Source organism: Nonomuraea jiangxiensis, from assembly GCF_900099965.1.
GTDB classification, from domain to species: domain Bacteria; phylum Actinomycetota; class Actinomycetes; order Streptosporangiales; family Streptosporangiaceae; genus Nonomuraea; species Nonomuraea jiangxiensis.
The window spans coordinates 13,173-34,364 of the sequence record NZ_FNDJ01000004.1; the positions used below are offsets into that span (position 1 = coordinate 13,173).

The 21,192-nt window shown below is 71.0% G+C and carries 18 protein-coding genes and 1 riboswitch; of the genes, 12 read left to right on the top strand and 6 right to left on the bottom strand.

The window, feature by feature from the left end:
* Positions 1 to 4: 4 nt before the first annotated feature.
* From qcrC to qcrB, 3 genes are read left to right on the top strand one after another with little or no spacing between them, the layout of a single operon-like run.
* Entirely contained in the window at positions 5 to 814 is an 810-nt protein-coding gene (gene qcrC, locus BLS95_RS09455) for a cytochrome bc1 complex diheme cytochrome c subunit (protein ID WP_090930540.1), read from the top strand.
* Positions 811 to 1,923 (top strand): cytochrome bc1 complex Rieske iron-sulfur subunit, encoded by a 1,113-nt coding sequence (qcrA, locus tag BLS95_RS09460; RefSeq protein ID WP_090930541.1) that lies wholly within the window; start codon positions 811 to 813, stop codon positions 1,921 to 1,923. Before qcrC ends, qcrA begins: the two co-directional genes overlap by 4 nt.
* The gene (qcrB, locus tag BLS95_RS09465) at positions 1,920 to 3,578 is read left to right on the top strand and encodes a cytochrome bc1 complex cytochrome b subunit (protein ID WP_090930542.1); all 1,659 of its coding nucleotides are present in this window, start codon (positions 1,920 to 1,922) and stop codon (positions 3,576 to 3,578) included. The genes qcrA and qcrB overlap by 4 nt, the downstream gene beginning before the upstream one ends.
* 284 nt (positions 3,579 to 3,862) lie before the next feature.
* Here the strand turns inward: qcrB and BLS95_RS09470 are convergent, their stop codons facing one another.
* Together BLS95_RS09470 and BLS95_RS09475 are read right to left on the bottom strand one after the other, a co-directional pair.
* The gene (locus BLS95_RS09470) at positions 3,863 to 4,150 is read right to left on the bottom strand and encodes an Lrp/AsnC family transcriptional regulator (protein ID WP_090930543.1); all 288 of its coding nucleotides are present in this window, start codon (positions 4,148 to 4,150) and stop codon (positions 3,863 to 3,865) included.
* Positions 4,151 to 4,167: 17 nt separating this feature from the next.
* The gene (locus BLS95_RS09475) at positions 4,168 to 5,895 is read right to left on the bottom strand and encodes a DEDD exonuclease domain-containing protein (protein ID WP_090930544.1); all 1,728 of its coding nucleotides are present in this window, start codon (positions 5,893 to 5,895) and stop codon (positions 4,168 to 4,170) included.
* Positions 5,896 to 5,970: 75 nt separating this feature from the next.
* Here BLS95_RS09475 and BLS95_RS09480 point away from each other — a divergent pair, with 75 nt between their 5' ends.
* From BLS95_RS09480 to BLS95_RS09495, 3 genes are all read left to right on the top strand, one after another.
* Positions 5,971 to 7,476 (top strand): serine/threonine-protein kinase, encoded by a 1,506-nt coding sequence (locus tag BLS95_RS09480; protein ID WP_090930545.1) that lies wholly within the window; start codon positions 5,971 to 5,973, stop codon positions 7,474 to 7,476.
* Positions 7,466 to 8,926, top strand: coding sequence for a serine/threonine-protein kinase (locus BLS95_RS55515; RefSeq protein ID WP_176993104.1), 1,461 nt, complete (start codon positions 7,466 to 7,468; stop codon positions 8,924 to 8,926). Before BLS95_RS09480 ends, BLS95_RS55515 begins: the two co-directional genes overlap by 11 nt.
* Before the next feature lie 79 nt (positions 8,927 to 9,005).
* Positions 9,006 to 10,610: a hypothetical protein gene (locus BLS95_RS09495; protein ID WP_176993105.1), complete on the top strand. Its 1,605-nt coding sequence runs from the start codon at positions 9,006 to 9,008 to the stop codon at positions 10,608 to 10,610.
* A 156-nt stretch (positions 10,611 to 10,766) separates the two neighbouring features.
* Here BLS95_RS09495 and BLS95_RS09500 read toward each other — a convergent pair whose 3' ends face one another.
* Genes BLS95_RS09500 through BLS95_RS09510 form a run of 3 tightly spaced genes read right to left on the bottom strand, consistent with a single transcriptional unit; the run spans position 10,767 to position 13,089 of the window.
* A complete protein-coding gene (locus tag BLS95_RS09500; protein WP_090930548.1) occupies positions 10,767 to 12,362 on the bottom strand; it encodes a PH domain-containing protein in 1,596 nt (531 codons plus the stop codon).
* Entirely contained in the window at positions 12,359 to 12,853 is a 495-nt protein-coding gene (locus tag BLS95_RS09505) for a PH domain-containing protein (protein ID WP_090930549.1), read from the bottom strand. The genes BLS95_RS09500 and BLS95_RS09505 overlap by 4 nt, the downstream gene beginning before the upstream one ends.
* Entirely contained in the window at positions 12,850 to 13,089 is a 240-nt protein-coding gene (locus BLS95_RS09510; protein ID WP_143043648.1) for a hypothetical protein, read from the bottom strand. Before BLS95_RS09510 ends, BLS95_RS09505 begins: the two co-directional genes overlap by 4 nt.
* A gap of 111 nt (positions 13,090 to 13,200) precedes the next feature.
* On the opposite strand from BLS95_RS09510, the gene BLS95_RS09515 reads away from it, so the two are divergent.
* Positions 13,201 to 14,421, top strand: coding sequence for a sensor histidine kinase (locus tag BLS95_RS09515; RefSeq protein WP_090930993.1), 1,221 nt, complete (start codon positions 13,201 to 13,203; stop codon positions 14,419 to 14,421).
* The gene (locus BLS95_RS09520) at positions 14,418 to 15,065 is read left to right on the top strand and encodes a response regulator (RefSeq protein WP_090930551.1); all 648 of its coding nucleotides are present in this window, start codon (positions 14,418 to 14,420) and stop codon (positions 15,063 to 15,065) included. Before BLS95_RS09515 ends, BLS95_RS09520 begins: the two co-directional genes overlap by 4 nt.
* A gap of 4 nt (positions 15,066 to 15,069) precedes the next feature.
* Here the strand turns inward: BLS95_RS09520 and BLS95_RS09525 are convergent, their stop codons facing one another.
* Positions 15,070 to 16,131, bottom strand: a complete 1,062-nt coding sequence (locus tag BLS95_RS09525) for a phosphotransferase family protein (protein ID WP_090930552.1) — start codon at positions 16,129 to 16,131, stop codon at positions 15,070 to 15,072.
* Positions 16,132 to 16,326: 195 nt separating this feature from the next.
* Here BLS95_RS09525 and BLS95_RS09530 point away from each other — a divergent pair, with 195 nt between their 5' ends.
* From BLS95_RS09530 to BLS95_RS09545, 4 genes are all read left to right on the top strand, one after another.
* Positions 16,327 to 17,598 carry an NYN domain-containing protein gene (locus BLS95_RS09530; RefSeq protein WP_245764950.1) on the top strand — a complete coding sequence of 424 codons (1,272 nt, stop codon included), beginning with the start codon at positions 16,327 to 16,329 and terminating at the stop codon, positions 17,596 to 17,598.
* A gap of 95 nt (positions 17,599 to 17,693) precedes the next feature.
* The gene (locus tag BLS95_RS09535; RefSeq protein WP_245764951.1) at positions 17,694 to 18,668 is read left to right on the top strand and encodes a C40 family peptidase; all 975 of its coding nucleotides are present in this window, start codon (positions 17,694 to 17,696) and stop codon (positions 18,666 to 18,668) included.
* Positions 18,669 to 19,325: 657 nt separating this feature from the next.
* A riboswitch (cyclic di-AMP (ydaO/yuaA leader) is annotated at positions 19,326 to 19,491 on the top strand.
* Between the two features lie 52 nt (positions 19,492 to 19,543).
* Entirely contained in the window at positions 19,544 to 20,089 is a 546-nt protein-coding gene (locus tag BLS95_RS09540; protein WP_245764952.1) for a C40 family peptidase, read from the top strand.
* Between the two features lie 406 nt (positions 20,090 to 20,495).
* The gene (locus tag BLS95_RS09545) at positions 20,496 to 21,185 is read left to right on the top strand and encodes a gluzincin family metallopeptidase (RefSeq protein ID WP_090930556.1); all 690 of its coding nucleotides are present in this window, start codon (positions 20,496 to 20,498) and stop codon (positions 21,183 to 21,185) included.
* The last annotated feature ends 7 nt before the right edge of the window (positions 21,186 to 21,192 follow it).

The following is a 21,192-nucleotide window of genomic DNA, read 5'->3' on the forward strand; positions in this document are numbered from 1 at the left end:
CTCTGTGACTAGGATCACCGCTTGGCGGCGGCATCCCCTCGCGAGATATGCCGTCCTGATTTTCGCGTTGGCGCTGGTCGGGATGACATACACCGCCTTCGCCCAGGCGGGTAAGCCCGCCGACGCGGCGATGGCGGCCGGCAAGGTCGATGACGTGGCCGAGGGCAAGAGCCTGTTCGTCCTGCACTGCGCGAGCTGCCACGGCATGAACGCGCAGGGCACCACGACGGCCCCCACGCTCATCGGTGTCGGCGCCGCGGCCGTCGACTTCCAGATGAGCACCGGCCGCATGCCCGCCGCCGCCCCCGGGCCCCAGGCGCCGCGCAAGCCCCAGGCCAAGTGGGTCAACGAGGAGACGACCCGCCAGATCGCCGCCTACGTGCAGTCGCTCGGCGGCGGTCCCCAGGTGCCCCCCGCCGAGGCCGTCGACCCCAAGCTCGGCGACGCCGGCAAGGGCGGCGAGCTCTTCCGCGCCAACTGCATCCAGTGCCACAACTGGGCAGGTGCCGGAGGCGCGCTCACGCAGGGCAAATACGCGCCCAACCTGAACTCGGCGACCCCGCAGCAGATCTACGAGGCGATGGTCACGGGCCCGCAGGCCATGCCGGTCTTCAACGACTCGACGATCACGCCTGAGGAGAAGCGCAGCATGATCGCGTACATCACCCAGGTGCGCGAGCAGCAGGACCCGGGCGGATTCGGTCTCGGGCGCATCGGCCCCGTCACCGAAGGTCTCGTAGCTTGGATAGTGGGCCTGAGCGCCCTCGCACTCGCCGCCATCTGGATCACCGCGAAGAAGCGACAGAAGTCATGACAGACAACGAGCACGAGATCGAGCAGCCGGAAGAGCGCGTCCCCAAGCGCGTCATCGGCACCCCCCCGCCTGGCACCTCGATGCTCGGCACCGCGGAAGTGGCGGAGGCCGACCAGGAGATCCCCGGGGTCATACTGCCGGACGAGGCCAAGGCCCGGAAGGCCGAGAAGATCGTGGCGCTCTGCTTCACGATCACCTTCCTGGCCGCCATCGGGTTCCTCATCTCCTATGTGGTGTTCCAGGTCGGCAGCCCCGAGGCGACCGGCGTGTCGAACCTCGCGCTGGGCAGCACGCTGACGGTCGCCATCCTGGGGCTGGCGATCGGCATCGTGGTCTGGGTCCGCCAGATCATGCCGAAATACTCCCTGGTCCAGGAGCGCCACCCGATGGCCTCCGCCGAGGACGACCGCGAATACGTGGCCGACACCTTCGTGCGGGGCGCCAACGAGAGCGGCTTCGTCAAGCGCAAGCTGCTGCGCCGTACGCTGCTGCTGGCCGCGGCGCCGCTGGGCCTGGTGCCGCTGGTGCTGCTGCGTGACCTCGACAACAGCAAGATGCCCGGCTCCCAGTTCAACAAGCTGCTGCGGCACACGGTCTGGGGCACCAAGACCAAGGAGGGCAAGCCGCTCAGGCTCGTCGTCGAGGGCACGGGCCAGCCGATCCGCGCCGCCGACTTCAACTCGCCGGGCGGCATCCTGTCCGTCGTCCCCGAGGGCTACGAGCACGACCTCAACGCCCTGGCCAAGGCCACGCTCATCTTGATCAAGTTCCGGCCGGAGGAGCTCAAGAGCGGCGTACGCCAGAACTGGACGCACGACGGCATCGTGGCCTACTCCAAGATCTGCACCCACGTGGGCTGCCCGGCGGCCCTGTACGAGCAGAACACCCACCACATCCTGTGCCCGTGCCACCAGTCGACGTTCGACGCCGCCGACGGTGCGAAGGTCATCTTCGGCCCGGCCGCCCGGCCGCTGCCGCAGTTGCCGATCACGGTGGACCAGGAGGGATACCTCATCGCCCAGGGAGACTTCGAAGTGCCACCCGGCCCCAGCTACTGGGAGCGCGGTGACGCCGAGGCCGAGGCCAGGGCGAAGGGAGGCCAGGCATGAGCGACGACCTGAAGACCGTGCCCAAGGCCATCACGGGCCCGTCGACCTTCCTCGACGACCGGCTCGGCGGTGCCAACTTCCTCAAGCGCAACCTGCGCAAGATCTTCCCCGACCACTGGTCGTTCCTGCTGGGTGAGATCGCGCTCTACTCGTTCATCATCCTGCTGCTGACCGGTACGTTCCTGACGTTCTGGTTCAAGCCCAGCATGATGGAGATCGCCTACGACGGCTCCTACGCGCCCCTCAAGGGCGTGATGATGTCGCAGGCCTACGCGTCGTCGCTGGAGATCAGCTTCGACGTCCGCGGTGGTCTGCTGATCCGGCAGATGCACCACTGGGCGGCCCTGCTGTTCGTGGCCGGCATGATGGTGCACATGCTCCGGGTGTTCTTCACCGGCGCATACCGCAAGCCGCGCGAGCTCAACTGGATCATCGGCGTGCTGCTGCTGACGCTGGCGCTGGCCGAGGGTCTGACCGGTTACTCGCTGCCCGACGACCTGCTGTCCGGCGCCGGTCTGCGGATCACCGAGGGCGTGGCGATCTCGCTGCCGCTGGTCGGTACGTACATCACGTTCTTCCTGTTCGGCGGGGAATATCCGGGTGAGGATGTCATCTCCCGGTTCTACTCGCTGCACATCCTGCTCATCCCGGGCATCCTGCTGGCGCTGATCTCGGCGCACATGGTGCTCATGTGGGTGCAGAAGCACACCCAGATGCCCGGCAAGGGACGCGACAACAAGAACGTGGTGGGCGCGCCGTTCTACCCGGCCTTCATGCTCAAGGCCGGCGCGTACTTCCTGTTCACGCTCGCCGTGGTGGCGGGGCTGGCGACGTTCACCCAGATCAACCCGATCTGGTTGTTCGGGCCTTATACCCCCGCCGACGTGTCGGCCGGTTCGCAGCCGGACTTCTACATGGGCTTCCTCGAAGGCGCGCTGCGGATCATGGTGCCGTGGGAGATCAACCTCTTCGGCACCTCCCATGCCGGCACCCTGCCACTGAGCGTCATCATCCCGGCCCTGGTGCCGATGGGCATCATCATGACCGGGCTGGCGCTCTATCCGTTCCTGGAACGCTGGGTGACGGGCGACAACCGCGAGCACCACATCGCGGACCGGCCGCGCAACAACCCGCACCGGACCTCGATCGGCATGTCGGCCATCACGTTCTACGGTGTGCTGTGGGTGCTCGGCGCCAACGACGAGATCTCGGCGTTCTTCCACATCAGCCTCAACTGGACCACCTACATCGGCCGGGTGCTGATCTTCGTGGCGCCGGCGCTGGCCTACCTGATCACCTACCGCATGTGCCTCGGCCTGCAGCGCTTCGACCAGGCGGTCATCGGGCACGGGGTGGAGTCCGGGGTCATCAAGCGGCTGCCGCACGGTGAGTTCATCGAGGTGCACACGCCGGTGGCCGAGGACATCGAGGCCCACCTGCGCGGCAAGGAGGCGGTGCCGATGCTGCCGGTGGCCGAGGATGGCGCGGGCATCCCGCCCAAGGGCATGCGCGGGCCGCTCGGCAAGCTGCGCGGGCGCATGTCGAAGGCGTACGGCGGGGAGAAGATCCCGCTGGACGACGGGCATGGGCACGGGCACGAGGAGGAGCACGCCGCCATCGAGTCGGGCGACGACGACCGCAGCCTCACCCACTGATTCTGTCGCCACACCGTACGGGCCCGTCCGGAACCTTTCCGGGCGGGCCCGTCGGCGTTCCTGGCGGCGTTCTGCGGCCTTCGCACAGGGGAGTGGGTTGCTGGGCGCTTTGTCGGCTGTGGGGCGCGCTGAGGAGGTTGTGAGCGGTCGTCCGTGCCGGGCCCCGGCCGCCCCGGCTCGTTACGGCCCTTGCGGGGTGCTCATGGGGGTGGCCCGCGCCGACGGCCGGTCCGGCACGCGAAAGGGCCGTGCCGCCGCGGGCACGGCCGGGGGCTCGGCAGGGATCAGTCGGCCTCGGGGAAACCGATGGAGAAGGCCGCGTCGAGATCGTGCCTGGAGTACGCGCGGAAGGCGATGTGCGTCTCGGTGTGCAGCACCCCGGCGACCTTGTTGATCCGCCCGGGAACCACCTCGGCGATCTCCTCGTAGGCCGCGACCCGGACCATGGCCATCAGGTCGTATTCGCCGGTGATGGAGTAGACCTCGCTGACCCCGTCGATCTCGGCGATCGTCTGGGCGACCTCCGGGATGCGGTCTACCTCTGCATTTATGTGGACGATAGCCGTGACCATGCCCCAACTGTATCGGGTCACCTCAAAGGTCGCCCCTCCTCCCGCCCACGTCGCTGGTCGAGGTGGCGATAGGCCAGGTCGATGCGGGCCTTGTGGCGGCCCGCGCCCCGGGCGGGCAGGCTCCACTGGCCGTCCACCTCCACCAGCCGCACCCCGGGGGACTCCAGCCAGCGCAGGATGCACTCGGTCTCCTCGGCGCTGGCGGCGTGGACGGGACCGGGACCGGGGATGACAGCCTCGGCGGTGGCGGTCAGGGAGGCCACGAAGGGGGTCGGGTGGGTGCCCCTCCGCATGACCCCGGCCCCCGCGAGCCGGCCGTAGCGGACCACGTGGATGTCCCAGCCGCCGTCGAACGTCGGGCTGGCGGCCACCAGCTGCGGGATGCGCGTGATGGCGGTCAGCCGCTGCATGCGGGCCGCCGTGCGGACGAACGCGGCCAGCCGGTCACGATCGACGGAGGCCTCCTCGTAGCGCTGCTCGACCGACAGGCGCTCCATGCGGGCCGAGACGGCGCTGTAGACCATCGAGGCGTCGAGCGTCATCGCGCGCCGGGCGCTCTCCACGTGGACCGCGTATTCCTCCTGGCTCTCCCTGCCCTCGCACGGCGCGCCGCACCGGCCCATCTCGTGCAGCACGCAGGCCGCCCGCCGGGTGCGCAACGTGATCGGCTGGGTGCACTGGCGCAGCGGGACCGCCTCGTGCAGCGCGATGCGGGCCTCGTCGGCCAGCCGGGCGTTGCCGAACGGGCCGAGGTAGGTGGCGCCGTCGTCCTTGAGCTCGCGGACGATCGACAGGCGCGGGAACGGCTCGACGGTGAGCTTGAGCCAGACGACCTTCTCGGGGAAGCGGGAACGGCGGTTGTAGCGGGGCTTGGCGCCGCCGATCAGGCGCAGCTCCCTGACCTCCGCCTCCAGGGCGGTCGAGCAGACGATGTGGCGCACCCGCTCGGCGATGCCGATCATCTCGCGGATGCGGGGGCGGGTCTCGGCGGCGGTGAAGTAGGAGCGCACCCGGTTGCGCAGGTTGGTGCTCTTGCCGATGTAGAGCACCTCGCCGCGCTCGTCCTCGAACAGGTAGACCCCCGGCGCGTGCGGCACGGAGTCGGCCAGGTGGCGCTTGCGCTGCTGCTCCGGCGTGGGCGCGCGGACGAACGACTTGAGCTCCTCCAGCGTGTGCACCTGGAACGAGCCGGCCCGCTCGATGAGCCCGTGCAGCACGTCGACGGTGGCCCTGGCGTCCTGCAGGGCGCGGTGGCACGGATCGACGGAGCTGCGGAAGAACCTCGCCAGCGTGGCGAGCTTGGCGTTGGGCGTCTCGTCGCGGGTCAGCACCCTGCGGGCCAGGTCGACGGTGTCGACGACCGGGTTGGCCGGCGGGGGATAGCCGTGGGCGGCGCAGGCCGCCTTGACGAAGCGGGTGTCGAAACCGGCGTTGTGGGCCACCAGGGTGGTGCCCCGGATGAACTCCAGGAAGCTCGGCAGCACCGCCTCGATCCGCGGCGCGGCCATCACCATGGCGTCGGTGATGCCGGTCAGCACGGAGATGAACGGCGGTATCGGCCCGCCGGGATCGACCAGCGTGGAGAACTCGCCGAGCACCTCGCCCGCCCGCACCTTGACCGCGCCGATCTCGGTGATCGCGTCGTCGGCGGGGGCGCCGCCGGTCGTCTCGAGGTCGAACACGACGAACGTGACCTCGCTCAGCGGGGTGCCGAGCTCGTCGAGAGTGCCTTGAACCGGATCCACGAACCAAGACCATAGAGTCGGCGACCGACAGGAACGAATCACCATCCGTCTTGATCCTTAGTTACCCTTCCCTTTATGTCCGCGGGAAGACTTGCCGGCCGCTACTCCCTGCTCCGCCCTCTGGGCGCCGGCGGCATGGGAAAGGTGTGGCTGGCCAGGGATGAGATGCTTGTTCGCGAAGTCGCGGTCAAGGAGCTCACGCTGGCCGAGGGCATGTCCCCGAAGGAGCGGGCCGACTCGGTGACCAGGGCCGTGCGCGAGGCGCAGGCCACGGCGCGCCTGCGCCACCCCGGCATCGTGGCCCTGCACGACGTCGTGGTCGAGAACGACCGGCCGTGGCTGGTCATGGAGCTGCTGCGGGGCCGCACGCTCGCCGAGACGGTGAGCCGGTTCGGACCCATGCCGGCGGAGCATGCCGCCCGGATCGGCGCCGACGTGCTCGAGGCGCTGATGGCCGCGCACGCCCAGGGCATGCAGCACCGCGACGTCAAGCCGGGCAACGTGTTCCTGACCGAGAGCGGCCGGGTCGTGCTCACCGACTTCGGCATCGCCCGCCAGGAGGGCCAGGCCACGCTCACCGAGCAGGGGCTGATGATCGGCTCGCCCGGGTTCATCGCGCCGGAGCGGCTGGAGGGCCAGCCCGGCGGCCCGGCCAGCGACCTGTGGTCGCTCGGCGCCACCCTCTACGTCGCGCTGGCGGGCGTGCCCGCCTACGAGGGGTCGGCGGCCCAGCGGGTGCGCGACACGCTGACCCAGCCGCCCCCGGTCCCGCCGGGGCCGCTCGGGCCGCTGGTGACGGCCATGATGGCGCAGCACCCCGCCGCCCGCCCCGATCCGCGCCAGATCGTCGCCGCCTTACGGCAGGTCGCCGCGGGCGGTCAGGCCCCGCGGCTGCCGGCCGGCCACGACACGACCGTGCCCGGCAAGGTCAGGCGGCGCGGCAGGCTCACGCTCTGGATCGCCGCCGTGGCGGTGCTCGTCGTCGCGGCCGGCGTGACGGGCTTCGTCGTGCTGGGCAACAACCCGACCGGCGGGACCCCGGCGGCCTTCACCGCGCCCATGGACGTGTGCACGCTGATGAACCCGGAGGACCTCGGCGGCCTGCTGCGCACCCAGCGGCCGCCCAAGGGGCAGCTGAGCGCCGACGAGAAGGGCCCCACGTGCGGCTGGCCGATCGCCGAGACCGGCGTCGGCGTGCAGGTGCAGAAGGACTCCGACACCGTCGACCCGTGGTCGATGACCCCGGCGTCGGCCCGTACGCTCTTCCAGAACCAGAAGCGCTTCTGGGACAAGTACGACGAGCTGCAGTGGTCCTGGCCCGAGATCGGGGTCAAGGAGCAGCTGAAGGTCGAGCGCACCCCGGTGCGCCAGGTCGGCGGCGTCGCGGAGGAGGCGTTCGCCTTCGAGCTCAAGGGCCCCACGGGCCGGGTGGTCGCGGCCTACGTCTACTACCGGCTGGCCAACCTGGTGGTGTCCGCCGAGTTCGCCACCACGGCCGACAGGCCGACCGACGAGGACATCAAGCAGTCGGCGCTGAGAGTGGCCCAGACGAGTGAGCGGATGTTGCGCGATGCCGGGTGACCTCTACCAGCTGGCGGGCCGCTACCGGCTGATCGAGCGCCTCGGGCAGGGCGGCGCGGGCACGGTGTGGCGGGCGATCGACGAGCTGCTCGACCGGCAGGTGGCGGTCAAGCAGGTACGCGTGCCCGAAGGGCTCAACCCCCACGAACGTGCGCAGTTCACCGACCGGGCCATCCACGAGGCCAGGTCCGCCGGCCGGCTCCGCGACCCCGCCATCGTGCTCGTGCACGACGTCGTCCTTGAGGGCGCCCAGCCGTGGATCATCATGGACCTGGTCACCGGCCGCTCGCTCGACAAGGTGATCAAGGAGCAGGGGCCGCTGCCCCCGGCGTTCGTGGCCGCGGTCGGCCTGCGCGTGCTGTCGGCGCTGGAGGTCGCGCACGCGCATGGCATGCTGCACCAGGACGTCAAGCCGGCCAACATCCTGCTCGATCACGACGGCTCGGCCATGCTGACCGACTTCGGCATCGCCGTCTCCATGGGCGGGCACGACGCGAGGTTCGCCGGCGGGGGATCGCTCGGCTACATGGCCCCCGAGCGGCTCAACGAGCAGCCCTCGGGACCGGAGTCCGACCTGTGGTCGCTGGGCGCCAGCCTCTACACGGCCGTGGAGGGCCGCGCGCCGTTCGAGCGGGACCTGCCCGCCGCGGTGGCGGCGGCGGTGCTGCTGCACGAGCCGCCGTTCCCGGCCAGGGCCGGCCGGGACCTCGGCGGCCTGCTGCTGGCCATGCTCGCCAAGCAGCCCGGTGCCCGCCCCACGGCGGCGCAGGTTCGCCAGGCGCTGGCCGCCATGACCGGCGGGGCCGGCCTGGCCGCCCACCAGGGCCGGGCGCCCCGGCGCCGCGGTCGCGGCCGGCTGCCGGCCGCCGCGCTCGCCGCCGTCCTGGCGGTGGGCGCGGGCGGCTGGTACGCCGCCGACGCGCTCAGCGCCGAGCCCTACCCGGGGACGTTCGTCCAGGCGCCCGACCCGTGCTCGCTCCTCAGCGACGCCCAGGCCGCCGAGCTGATGAAGGAGACCCCCGAACGCAGCCTCACCAGGCCGGGCGAGTGCCAGTGGCTGGTCCAGGGCACGGACCTGGCCCGCCGCCTCATCGTCCGAGCCTGGGCGGAGAAGCCCAGCGGCGACCTCGACGGCCCCGGGGTGGCGCAGCGGCGCTTCGCCAGCGAGCGGAGCAGCCGCAGCGCGTCGAAGGGCGAGGCCATGCGCGAGGCCCGCGGCCAGGTGCACGACGTCACGGGGGTCGGCGAGTCGGCGATCGTCCAGAACTCCTACCGCTTCTACCTCAACAGCACCGAAAGCGGCTCATCCGACAGCACGCTGCTCTTCCGGACGAGTAATCTGCTCTGCGAAGTGATCTGGCATCGCGAGGACGTGCCGGCCTCCGCCCCTTCGGACCAGAAGACGGCCGTCGCCGCCGGCCGGTTGGTCGCCGCGGCGTTGCCGAAGTGATCGTCGCGGGGTGCAAGCGCCTTGCAAGCGATGTCACTAGCATCCTTCCCCGCAAGTCAGGGCAACCCCAGGAGTCTCCGTGAATCCCGGTAGCGAGTACCAGCCGCCTCCCACCCCCCACCAGGTGCCGGGCGGGCGGTTCGAGCCACCGATCGGGCCACCGGCCATGCCACCCGGCCGGCCGCCCGGCATGCCGCCGACCCCGCCGCCCACCCCGCCGCCCACCCCGCCGCCCACCATGCCGCAGATGCCGCCGCCCTGGCCGCCCCAGCCGCCCCCGCGGCCGGCCTGGCTGCTGCCCACGCTGGCCGCCGCCCTGGTCGTGCTGGTCGCGGCGGGCGGCGTCGGCGCCTTCGTCGTCTACGACAACATGTCCCGCGGGACGGCGGTCGCGCAGCGGCCCGAGACGTCGAGGCCCGCGCCCGCCGCCGCCAAGGCCCCCGACGTGTGCGCCATGCTGCCCCGGGACCAGGTCGACCGGCTCGTGCCCGACGCGACCGTGAGCCGCTCCTCCAGGGACGACGGCGAGTACACCGTCACCTTCACCTGCAACTGGCAGAACCAGCGCATCTCGTTCGGCGAGTACTGGCGCTCCAGGGAGGTCGACGTCAGGGTCGAGCAGTGGAGGGGCGAGGGGGTCAAGACCGGCCGGTCCATGGCCCAGAACTCGTACGAGGTGGACTACCGCGGCGGCCAGTACGGCGCCACCGCCACGCCGTCGATGGAGCCGGACGAGAAACAGTACGTCTCCCCCGTCAAGGACATCCCGGGTGTGGGCGACAGCGCGTTCGCGCAGTACACGTGGAGACGCGACGGGAAGCTGTTGTGGTATTCCTTCGGCCAGGCGTTCGCCCGGGTCGGCGACATGACGATCAAGATCAAATATCAGGCGGGCCAGCAGCGCAAGGACGCCGAGATCCTGTCCAACGAGACCACGCAGTCCGTCACCGAGGCGAACGCCATCCGTGAGGTCTCCGCCCTGGCCGGCTATTTCGCCAAGGGGGTGGCCGCCTGGCAGGCCGAGAACCCCGGCGTGCTGGCCCAGCCGGAGACGTCGCGGGCCACGGTCACGCCGACCGTCCAGGCGACGCCCACGCCGACGGTCCTGGCCGCGTTCCCGGGCGACTGCGTGGCCGTGGGGGAGACGGCCACCCGGCTCGTGCCCGAGCCGACCACCCGCGCGCGGGGCAGCGAGGTCGGCGGCGACAACCAGACCGAGTGCCGCTGGCTCAACCGGGAGCTGCCCGGCGGGCCGGGCATGACGAAGATCCGCAGCGCTCTGATCACCGTTCACCGCTTCACCAACCGGGCGGGCGACGCCGACGAGCCCGCGGCCAAGTCGTACTACGTCAGCGAGAACGGCGGCGCCAAGTCCACCGAGAGCTCCTCGATCGGCGGCATCACCTGGGGCAAGCTGATCGACGTGGAGGGGCTGGGCGACCAGGCGTACCGGCAGTTCGTGCAGACCAGGCGTGGTGAGGTCTCCGCGTCCAGCGCCTCGGTGATCATGCGCAGGGGGCCGGTCGTCATCAGGGTCGACTACTCCGGCCACCAGCGGCCGGAGGATGAGCCGACCAACTCGCCCAAGGTCGAGTTCATGACCGAGAAGGAAGCGATGGCCGGCGCGCTCAACCTGGCCAGGGCGTACCTGGCGGCGCTGGACAAGCAGCCGGTGGGCAGCTGAGGCGGGACGCGGACCGGCGCCCCTGACTGGCGATCCGCAACCTGGTTAATGAGGCTGCAACCGGGTTGCAAGTGTGACAAATACGGTTATCTCTGCAAGCACTTGAGCCGCGAGATCGTGTTTGTCCAGTACAGGGGCATGGGCAAGCCGTACGGATCACGCGGCTCTTTGCTTTTGCCGGACCAGGAAGGGCTCCAGCAGGCCGGGTACGGCGTGCGCGGCCAGCTCCAGTCCTTCACCGTGGCCCACGTCCACCACGTCATAGTGGCCCTTGCCGGCGGCGGTGGTGGCCGAGACGGTGAGCAGCCCGGAACGCCGCTGGAAGTACGACTCCGTGACCGTCCAGCCGGAGATGCCCCTGCGGTCGAGCGCTATCGTGCGCCGCACCAGCGCGCCGCTCCTGGAGATCAGGTGCCGCTCGCCCAGCGCGTGGCCGAGACTCCTGGCACTCGACACGGCGAGCCGGAGCCCGGCCACCAGGGCCAGCGCGGGCGCCAGCCACACCCAGGCGCGCCACGGCCACGGCAGCAGCCAGGTGGCCGTGCCCGCACCCGCGGCCAGCACCGCCGCCGTCACGACCGCCCGCACGAAGCGCCTGCGCCGCGCAGCGGCCGGATGCGTGAGCAGCACGGATTCGCCCAGCATGGAACCGGCAGGGTTGGAGTCGCCAGGTGCGGAGTCGCCAGGTGTGGAGTCGCCCGGGGCGGGGGAGTGCGTGCCCGCGATGTCGGCGGCGAGGCGCCCGGCCAGGGCGCGGGGGAGCGGCGGGGTGAGGGCGGCCACGTCCTCGGTCTCGTGCTCGGCGGCCTTGCCCAGCCCGGTGGCGATGGTCTTGACGCGGGCCCCGCCCGCCAGCCGCAGCAGCAGCGGCTCGCTGACCTCCACCCCGCGCAGCCGGCGCTCCTCCAGCGTCAATGAGCGGGTGGTCAGCAGGCCGCGGCGCAGCCGGAGGCGGCCGGGCTCGCGTTCCAGGCGGTAGCGGCCCCACGACTCGGCGAACAGCAGCCCGGCGCCGAGCGTGCCGACGACAATGTTCACCACCACCAGCAGCGGCACCGCGACCAGCGGCTGCGTCGTCACCCAGTCCCACAGGTCGGTGACCATCCGCCCGGCGAACCCCTTGAGCCCGAGCGGGCTGAGCACCTTGTAGAGCCCGGCGAGCGCCAGCGCCGTCCCGGTGAACGTCCACACCGACAGGGGCGCGTACCTGATCCACGACCAGCGCAGCTCCGCCAGCGTCCCGTCCCGCCCCGCGGGCTCGGCGTCCTGGAGCAGCAGCGTGCGGCGCAGCGTCTCGGCCTCGTGCCTGGTCAGCCCGTCGAGGACGAGCTCGGTCCCGTCGCCGGCGTGCTCGCCGGTGCCCACCTTGGCCACGGCCAACCGGAACACCCGCAGCACCGGATCGGCCCGCAGGTCCACACTGCGCACCCGTTCGCGCGGGATCGAGCGGTGCTGGCGGACGGTGATGCCCGAGCGCAGTTCGAGGCGTTCGGGGGTGAGCCGCCACCGGGTCGTACGGAGCTTGGCCGCGGTGTAACCGACCACCGCGGCGACGACCAGCACCGTGGCCCCCGCGCAGGCGGCCACGACGGCGCCGGCCGGCCAGTCGAGCCCCGTCAGGACGCGCACCAGCGCGATCACCGCGCCCACCGCGACCGGCACCGACTTGACCCCGTCGGCCCACAGACGCCGCCGGGACAGCGGCATCCAGACGGACACGTCCTGCGTCAGCCGCGCGGCCGGGCCGTTCACGTCGCGTCCCCGGGGGTCGCGTGGGTGATGGCGATCAGTCGTTCGGCCAGCTCGGCGGCCACCTCGTGGTCCAGCGCCTCGATCTTGACCGCCCCGGCGGACGAGGCCGTGGTGACCGTGACGGCCGCCAGCCCGAACAGCCGCTGCACCGGACCGCGCGCGGTGTCGACCCGCTGGATCCGCGACATCGGCGCCACCTGCCAGGTGTGCGTCAGAATTCCCTTGCGCGTGTAGACCGCCTGGTCCGTGACCTCCCACCGCTCCACCCGGTAGGACGCCCGCGGCGCCACCAGCGCCACCGCGAGGCAGCCCACGGCGAACACCACCACCACCGCCCCGAGCCAGACCGGCCGCTCGGTGAGGGTCCAGTACGCCGCCACCGCCGCGGCGGCCACCGGAACCATGAGGATGAGCCACTGCACCGTCCACCACGCGACCGCCCGGGGATCGGCCTGGTGACGCGGCGGGCGCAGCGTCGTCGTCGCTCTCACGTCCCGTCCTCCGCCTTCTTCGCCGAGCCGGCCAGGGACTCGGCCACCGCCAGCAGGACGAACCCCAGCACGCCGATCACGATCGAGGCGAAAACCTCATATCCCTTCAGGAAGGGCACCTGGTTGACCACCAGCAGGTCGTGCGCCCACGTCCACCATCCGAACAGGGTGTTCAGCAGGCCGCCCACCCCCTGCATGAGGAGCAGCCAGCCGAACACCTCCAGCACCGGTTTCATGGACATCAGCGTCGTGCCCGCGAGCCGCCGCCGGCGTCGGCCATAGGTCTCGCGCGCCACCGACTTTGGTCGCTGTCGCGCGGCCCCCGAGAGGCCCTACGCTCGGTGAGCGTGACGGAAGTGCGGGGCGAGGGGGGCCACGAATACCGGTGGGCACTGCCGTCGGTGCTGCTCGGCGATGCCTGGGAGGGCCGGCGCGTCAAGCGCTCGACGCGCGACTGGATCGTCGACATCGTCATGTTCCTGCTGGCGAGCGGCCTGACGCTGGTGGGCATTCCCGAGCTCCACGACCGCCCGGAGCCGCTGCAGGCGATCGAACAGGTGACCGGGGCGCTGAGCTGCGCGGGCGTGTGGCTGCGGCGCAGGTGGCCGGTGGGGTTCGCGGTGGTGACCACGCTGCTGTCGTCCTACCTGGAGCTCGTCGGCGGCGCCTCGGTCGTCGCCCTGTTCACCGTGGCCGTGCACCGGCCGTTCAAGGTCTCCGGGCCGATCATGCTGCTCGGCGCCGTCTCCCTGGTGCCGTACGTCCTGCTGCGGGCGCAGACCGACCTGAGCACGCCGCTGGAGGCCCTGCTCGGCGGGACCATCCTGGTGGCCGTGTTCGGCTGGGGCATCGTCGTCCGCGCCAGGCGGCAGCTCGTCTGGTCACTCAGGGAGCGCGCCGCGAACGCCGCCGAGGACGCCAAGCGGCACGAACGCGAGCGCATCGCCAGGGAGATGCACGACGTGCTCGCCCACCGCCTCTCGATGCTCAGCCTGCACGCGGGCGCCCTGGAGTTCCGGCCCGACGCGCCGCCCCCGGAGATCGCCAGGGCGGCCGGGGCCATCAGGACCAACGCCCACCTGGCACTGCAGGACCTGCGCGAGGTGATCGGCGTGCTGCGGCAGGCGCCGCCCGATGCGGACGACCTCGTGCCCGACCGGCCGCAACCCACGCTCGCCGACCTGCCCACGCTGGTCGAGGAGTGCCGCCAGGCGGGCATGGACGTACGGCTCGACCTGCGGGCCGCCGACGCGCCCGAGGGGCTCGGCCGCAACCTCTACCGCATCGTGCAGGAGGCGCTCACCAACGCCCGCAAGCACGCGCACGGTGCGCCGGTGACCGTCACGGTCACGGGCTCGCGCGGCAAGGAGCTGTCCGTGGAGGTGCGCAACCCGCTCTGGGCCCGGCCCGGCACGCGCCTGCCCGGGGCCGGGGCCGGGCTCATCGGGCTGACCGAGCGGGCGGAGCTGGCCGGCGGGCGGCTCCGGCACGGCGCCACGCCGGAAGGGGAGTTCGTGGTGGGAGCCTGGCTACCGTGGCCGGTGGAGACGACGCGGGAGGACGCTTGATCAGGGTGCTGATAGTCGACGACGACGCGATGGTCCGGGCCGGGCTGTCGATGATCCTCGGCGGTGTGGAGGACATCAAGATCGTGGCCGAGGCGGGCGACGGGGCCGAGGTGCCGCGGCAGGTGGCCGAGCACCGGCCCGACGTGGTCCTGATGGACATCCGCATGCCGGGCGTCGACGGCCTCACCGCGACCGAGGCGCTGCGCCGCACCTCCGCGCCGCCCGAGGTGGTGGTGCTGACCACCTTCCACGCCGACGCGCAGGTGCTGCGGGCGCTGCGCGGCGGGGCCGCCGGGTTCCTGCTGAAGGACATCGCGCCGGGCGACCTGGTGGCGGCGATCAGGAAGGTGGCCTCGGGGGAGCCGATCCTGTCGCCGGCGGTGACCCGGCAGCTCATCACCGTGGTGTCCGACGGCGGGGCGGGGCGGCGTACCGAACGGGCGCGCGAGCTGCTCGGGCGGCTCAGCGGGCGGGAGCGGGAGGTGGCGCTGGCCGTGGGGCGGGGCAGGTCGAACGCCGAGATCGGGCGGGAGCTCTACATGAGCGTGCCGACGGTCAAGGCGCACGTGTCGCGCATCCTGACCAAGCTCGACCTCAACAACCGGGTGCAGGTCGCGCTGCTGGTCTACGATGCAGGGGCGTGAGGGGTCACCTGGTCAGCAGCTCCTCGATCGTGGCCCGGTGCAGCACCAGGTCGTCGGGGTCGTCGGGGGCGGGTTGCTCGCCGAAGTGGATCCTGCGCTGCCAGATCCTGGCCATGATGATGCCGTGGCGCAGGGCCGCGTACATCTCGTAGAAGTCCAGGTCGCGGGGCTCGTAGCCGGTGAGCTCGCGATACTGCCGGCAGACGTCGTCGCGGCGCATGAAGTCGGGCATGCCGGGAAGGCCGCCACCGACCGTGAAATCCTGGAAGAAGCGGTGCAGGAAGAGCATCCAGGACAGGTCCAGCTCGCGCGGCGCGATCGCGGCCATCTCCCAGTCGAGCACCGCGACCGGGGTGAAATCGCGGAACATCAGGTTCCCGATCCTGGCGTCGCCCCAGCACAGCACGTCCGGCCCGGGAGCGTCCGGCCAGTGCGCCTCCAGCCAGTCGAAGGCCCGCTCCAGCACGGGGACGGGGCGCGAGCCGTGCGCCCACGCGTAGTAGGCGCGCTGCCTGTCGACGTGGGCACGTAGTCCCGGCCGGCCCAGCGGGGACAACTCCTCCGGGGTGAAGGCGGTCTCGTGCAGCGCCGCCACGATCGCGACGCTCGCCTCCTGCAGCCTGCGCCGGTCCGCCGGGGCCGCGTCGTGCAGCCAGCCGCCGAACGTGTACGGCAGCACGTCCGGCGGCACGTCGCCGTCCGCGCGTTCCATGACGAAGAACGGCGTGCCGAGCGGTCCCGGGTCGGGCTCGAACCAGAGGGCGCGCGGCGCTGGGATTCCAGCTTTTTCCCTGGCCAGTCGCATGATCTCGAACTGCGCCCGCAGATCGTAGGAGGGAAAGACGGGAACCGCTTCCACCGCCGGTGCGAGCCTGGCTACGCAGCGCGTTCTACCCTGACTCCAGGTGGCGGTGAAGAACAGGGTCTCGCTCGACAGGCCGTTCTCCGACGGTCTGGACAGTTCGGACACCGTGGCGTGCTCGCCGAGCCTGCCGCGAAGCCAGCCGGCCACCTGTTCGCGCAGTTTTTCCAGGTCGCGGGTGGAGGTGCGCATCTGCTCGGTCACGGTCCGCCTCCAGGGTGAACGCCTGTCCTGGATCTGTCGTATACCCCCCACCAAGCGCTTGTCCATATCGTGGTGACCGTTACGGTCAGGTACGCGGCAGCCGTACCCTTGTCTGAAAGGGCATGTCACGAAGGGACAAGTGGGATGAGTTCAGCGGGTGAAGGCTTGTCTCGCCCGCTTCCCGAGCAGGTGCGGGTGAATGTCGTCGACCTGGCGGCCCAGGTTCTTGGGTCGGTGCCCGCTGCCTCCATCCCGCCGCCCCTGCGGGGGATCGCCAAGTTCGACCCGCGCAAGCGGGCCAAGCTGGGCAGCGCGCCCATAGCCGCGCAGCTGGAGAACGACAAGAAGTTCCGCGAGCTGGTCGCCGAGTCGGTGGCGGCCGGGTGGCCGGAGCTGGTCACGGCGCTGGCCGACGGCAACGTCCCGCCCGCCGCCGATCCGGTGCTGGTGGCCGCGGCCGCCTATCTGACCCGGCCGCCGGGGTGGGCGGAGATGATCGAGGCCGCCCGTACGGACCTGGAGCAGTCGGCCGTGGCCGCCGAGGGGTCCGAGCGCGAGGAGGTGGTCGCCCGGCTGCGCGAGCAGCTCGCCACGCAGAAGACCGCCGCCAAGGAGGACGCCGACCGGCTGCGCGAGCAGATCAAACTGGCCCGCGCGGAAAACTCCGACCTGCGCCGCAAACTCCACGACGCCCGCGAGCGGGCCAAGAGCGCGATGCGCCGGGCCGAGGAGATGGAGCGAGCGGCGGAGGAGGCCAGGGTGGCCGCCTCCGCCGCGGGCAGTGCGGGGGAGTCGGAGCTGCGGCGGCTGCGCGAGCGGCTGGCCGACGCGGAGAGACAGCTCGAAGCCTCCCGCCGGGCCGCCCGCGAGGGCAGGAGCATCGAGGAGGCGCGCATCCGGGTGCTGCTCGACGCGCTGCAGGACGCCTCCGCCGGGCTGCGCAGGGAGCTCGCCCTGCCCGCTACGATCAGCCGGCCCGCCGATTCGGTCGCGGCGAGCACCGGCGAGCGGCCGGGGGTGCGCGGGGTGCCCGCGCGGGCCCTGGCCGACGACGACCCGCAACTGCTCGACCAGTTGCTGGCGCTGCCGCAGGTGCACCTGATCATCGACGGCTACAACGTCACCAAGACCGGCTACGGCACGCTCACCCTCGCCGACCAGCGCAACCGGCTGATGGCCGGGCTCGGCGGGCTGGTGGCGCAGACCAGGGTCGAGGTGACCGTGGTGTTCGACGGCGCCGAGCTGAACTCCCCGGTCCAGGTGGTGGCGCCGCGCGGGGTGCGGGTGCTGTTCAGCGCGCCGGGGGAGATCGCCGACGACCTGATCCGCCGGCTCGTACGCGCCGAGCCGCCCGGCCGGGCCATCGCCGTGGTGTCGTCCGACCGCGAGGTGGCCGAGTCCGTCAGGCGGATGGGAGCCAGACCCGTTCCGTCGGGTTTGCTGCTGCGCAGGCTGGGTCGGGCCTAAGTTACGAGTTGCTGGATTTTCGCTGGATTGGCGGCTTCCTCAGCTGTCACTTCTGTACTATTTCGCCCCAGATGTAATCCCTGGGAGGCGACGCTGTGAGGTTTGGCCGGGTGCCGGTGGCGGTGGGTCTCGCGATCGGCCTGGTGCTGTTGCCGACGGGCCCCGCGGGGGCCGATCCCGAGCCGACGATCGGGCAGGCGAAGGCCAAGCTCGACAAGCTCAACGACCGGGCGGACAAGGTCGTCGACCGGTTCAACACGGCCAACGAGCGTTACAAGAAGGCCAGGACCGCCTACACCAAGCTGAACGACAGCTACAAGCGCAAGCTGGCGACGGTCGCGGACCTGCGTGACCAGGTGATCAGCATGGCCGTCGAGAGCTACAAGACGGGCAACGACGTCACCGCCTTCCCCGGGTTGTTCGGCACGACCGATCCCGAGGACCGGCTGGCGGAGCTGGCGCTGGCCGAGCAGGTGACGCGGGAGCGGGCCGAGAAGCTGGCCGCCTTCGACCGGGCGAACCGCGGGCTGAAGGCCGACCGGGACAAGGCGCAGGAGGCGCTGGAGTCGGCCGACAAGGAGCGCGACGGCGTGGAGAAGGAGCGCTCGGAGGTCCTCAAGCTGATCGTCCAGCAGAAGAAGCTCCTGCGGAAGCTGGGCGCCTACAACCAGGGCAACCCGAACAGCACCGGCATCGAATACACCGGGCCGGCCTCGGGGAACGCGGCGGCGGTGCTGCGGTTCGCGTTCGCGCAGGTGGGCAAGCCGTATGTGTTCGGCGGGACGGGGCCGGGGGGTTACGACTGCTCGGGGCTGACCCAGGCGGCCTGGCGGGCGGCCGGGGTGTCACTGCCTCGTACGACGTGGGAGCAGTGGGCGTGGGGCGCCAAGCGCAAGGTTCCGCTCAATTCGCTGCAGCCCGGTGACCTGATCTTCAGTGAGGGGCTGGGGCACGTGAGCATCTACGCCGGGAACGGGAAGATCGTCCACGCGCCGCAGACCGGGGACGTGGTCAAGGTCGTCCCCCTTGCCTCCTCCGGCCGCTCGATCGTCGGCGCCGTCCGCCCGTAGCGGCTCGTTCGCTTGGTTCGCTGAGTCCGTCGCCGGGCGGTTCCGGTCACGGGCGATACGGGTTTCGGCTGTCCACTGGTCGGCTCGCGATCGTTCCGCCGCATTGGCGGCCCCTCTACTACGAGGGGTGACGTGTTGAACGTTGAGGCTGGGCCGTGTGCGCCCGCCGGGGTTGGCGCTTGACCAACATTCTCCCTGCTTGGCGGGGTGCGCTGCCATTCCTGAAGAGGTCTGTGCGATCTACGATGCTGCATCGTAGATGACTGCCGCGCGGCGAGAGGGCCGTGAAGCGGGCGGTGCTCCGGGCGGAGGAGCGGCGGGAGTGCTCGCAGTGACATGGCTCACGATGGCCATGTGAAAGGTGTGACAAAAGAGACAATCGGGACCTGACAGGGCGGCGTGCCGGGAAGTGTGAGTAGGGTCACATTTCGATAACAGCGCCTGGGGTTCCAGCAGGGGTTTCTCACCTTACTCACCCCTTTATCTGATCTTTACAGGACGACAGTCGCTTTGCTGTTTTTCAGCCTTTCGACGTAGCTTCTGGCGTCGTCGCGGTGAACAAGCCATGTCATCGCGAACCGGCATCGGTCCCCCCGATGTGAGACAGATAACGATCCATTGGCCGCCGTCGATATCCCCATTTCGACACCTCAATCGGATGGCGGCCTGCCGAATTCGTGCAGCCAGGAGGCACGGAGCCGGGGAACCAGCGATCCCACATTCCCCTAGGGATCAGGGGTGAATCGGCGCGCCTATCGCGCCGTAGGGCTACTTCCAGGCCCGAATCCGTCAGCTAACCCGGTAGGCGTTCGTGGAAGACACAAGGAGAAATCCTGTCTATCTCCCTGCATAACCCCCGCCTGTCCCGCCTTACCGTGAGTGGCGTAGCGCTCACGATGACCGTGACGGCCGGAGGTTTGATCCTCCATGCCCCCACGGCTCAGGCGAAGACGACCAGCGATTCGGCCCGTACCTCGACGGCGGCAACGGCAGCGACCGCTGCGACGTCGAGCAAGGCCACGGCCGCCCGGCAGCGGGCCGCCAAGGTCGCCCGTCAGAAGGCGATGGCCCGCAAGGCCGTCGCCGTGGCCAAGCACCAGGTCGGTGTCCCGTACCGTTACGGAGGCACAGGATCGGGTGGGTTCGACTGCTCCGGTCTCGTCCAGTTCGCCTGGCGCAAGGCCGGAGTGAAGCTCCCGCGCGTGACGAGCAGCCAGTTCGCGCGCACCAGGACCAAGGTCTCCTGGCGGCATCTCAAGCCGGGTGACCTGATGTTCTTCAGCGGGCTCGGCCACGTGGGCATGTACGTCGGCAAGGGCAAGATGGTCCATTCGCCACGGACAGGCGAACGGGTGCGCATCGACAAGCTGGGCGGATGGCGCAGGTCGTCATTCGTCGGCGCAGTCCGCCCCGGCATGTGACGAAGGCCCCGCCCGACGATTTTCGGGCGGGGCCTTCACATGACACCCAGCTGGTACGGCAGGCCAACGTCACGCCACCCGCCGCACGGTGGCCGGCCACGTCTGAGCGCCGCTGACGACGCCAAGCGCGGGCCGGACCCCCGAACGCGCATCCGACGGCCGGTGGCGGGAACGTAGGGGCGTGGGCCGACTACGATCGGGCAGCGTGTCCGTGCAGGTGAGACGACGAGCCGTGGTGGCCGGTCTGCTGCTTCTCGCCTTCGCCAGCCCGGCCAGCATCCCTACGGGCATCTCAACCCCCACAGCCACTCCAACTCCCCTCAATGCCCTGACTCCGTTCGTGACCCCCACGGGCACTTCGGGCCCCGTCGTTCCCCCCGAGCTGCGTGCCCTCTGGTCCGATGGCATGAGCGTGTCGCGGGGGAGGCACTCACTGGTCGTCGGCCACCACGCCACGCCCGCCTCGCTCGATGAGCTGGCACGCAGGGCCGACGCGGCCGGGCAGCGGGTGGCGAGCGTGCTGGGCGGGCCGGTACGCCCCCTGGTGGTCGTGCCCCGGAGCGCCCGGGAGGCCGCCGAACTGGCCGGAGTCGAGCACGTCGACGGGCTGGCCGCGGTGGCGGACGGTGGGCGGGTGATCATCGTGCCCGAGTTCTACGCCCTGCTCAACTCCACGGGCAAGGACGTGGTCCTCACCCATGAGCTCACCCACGTCGTGGCGGGCACCGGCGGCCTGCCTCCCTGGCTCTACGAGGGGTTCGCCGACTACGTGGGCTACCGCGACTCCGGGCTCCCCGTGAAGACGGCCGCCGCCGAGCTGGCCGCCGAGGTCCGGGCCGGGCGCCTGCCGCGCGCATTGCCAGGGCCTGCGGCTTTTGCGGTGGACGGGCGGGACCCGGTACGGCTCGCGCGGGCGTACCAGGAGGCTTGGCTGGCGTGTCGGTTCCTGGCTGACAGGTTCGGTGAGGAGACGCTGGTGGGGTTCTACCGTGAAGCCCGGGCGACCGGCGTCGACAAGGCACTAGCCTCACTGGGGCTCTCCACGGCCGGCTTGACGGCGCGGTGGCGCGATTACGTGCGGGACCAGCTCGCGTAAGGGGAGG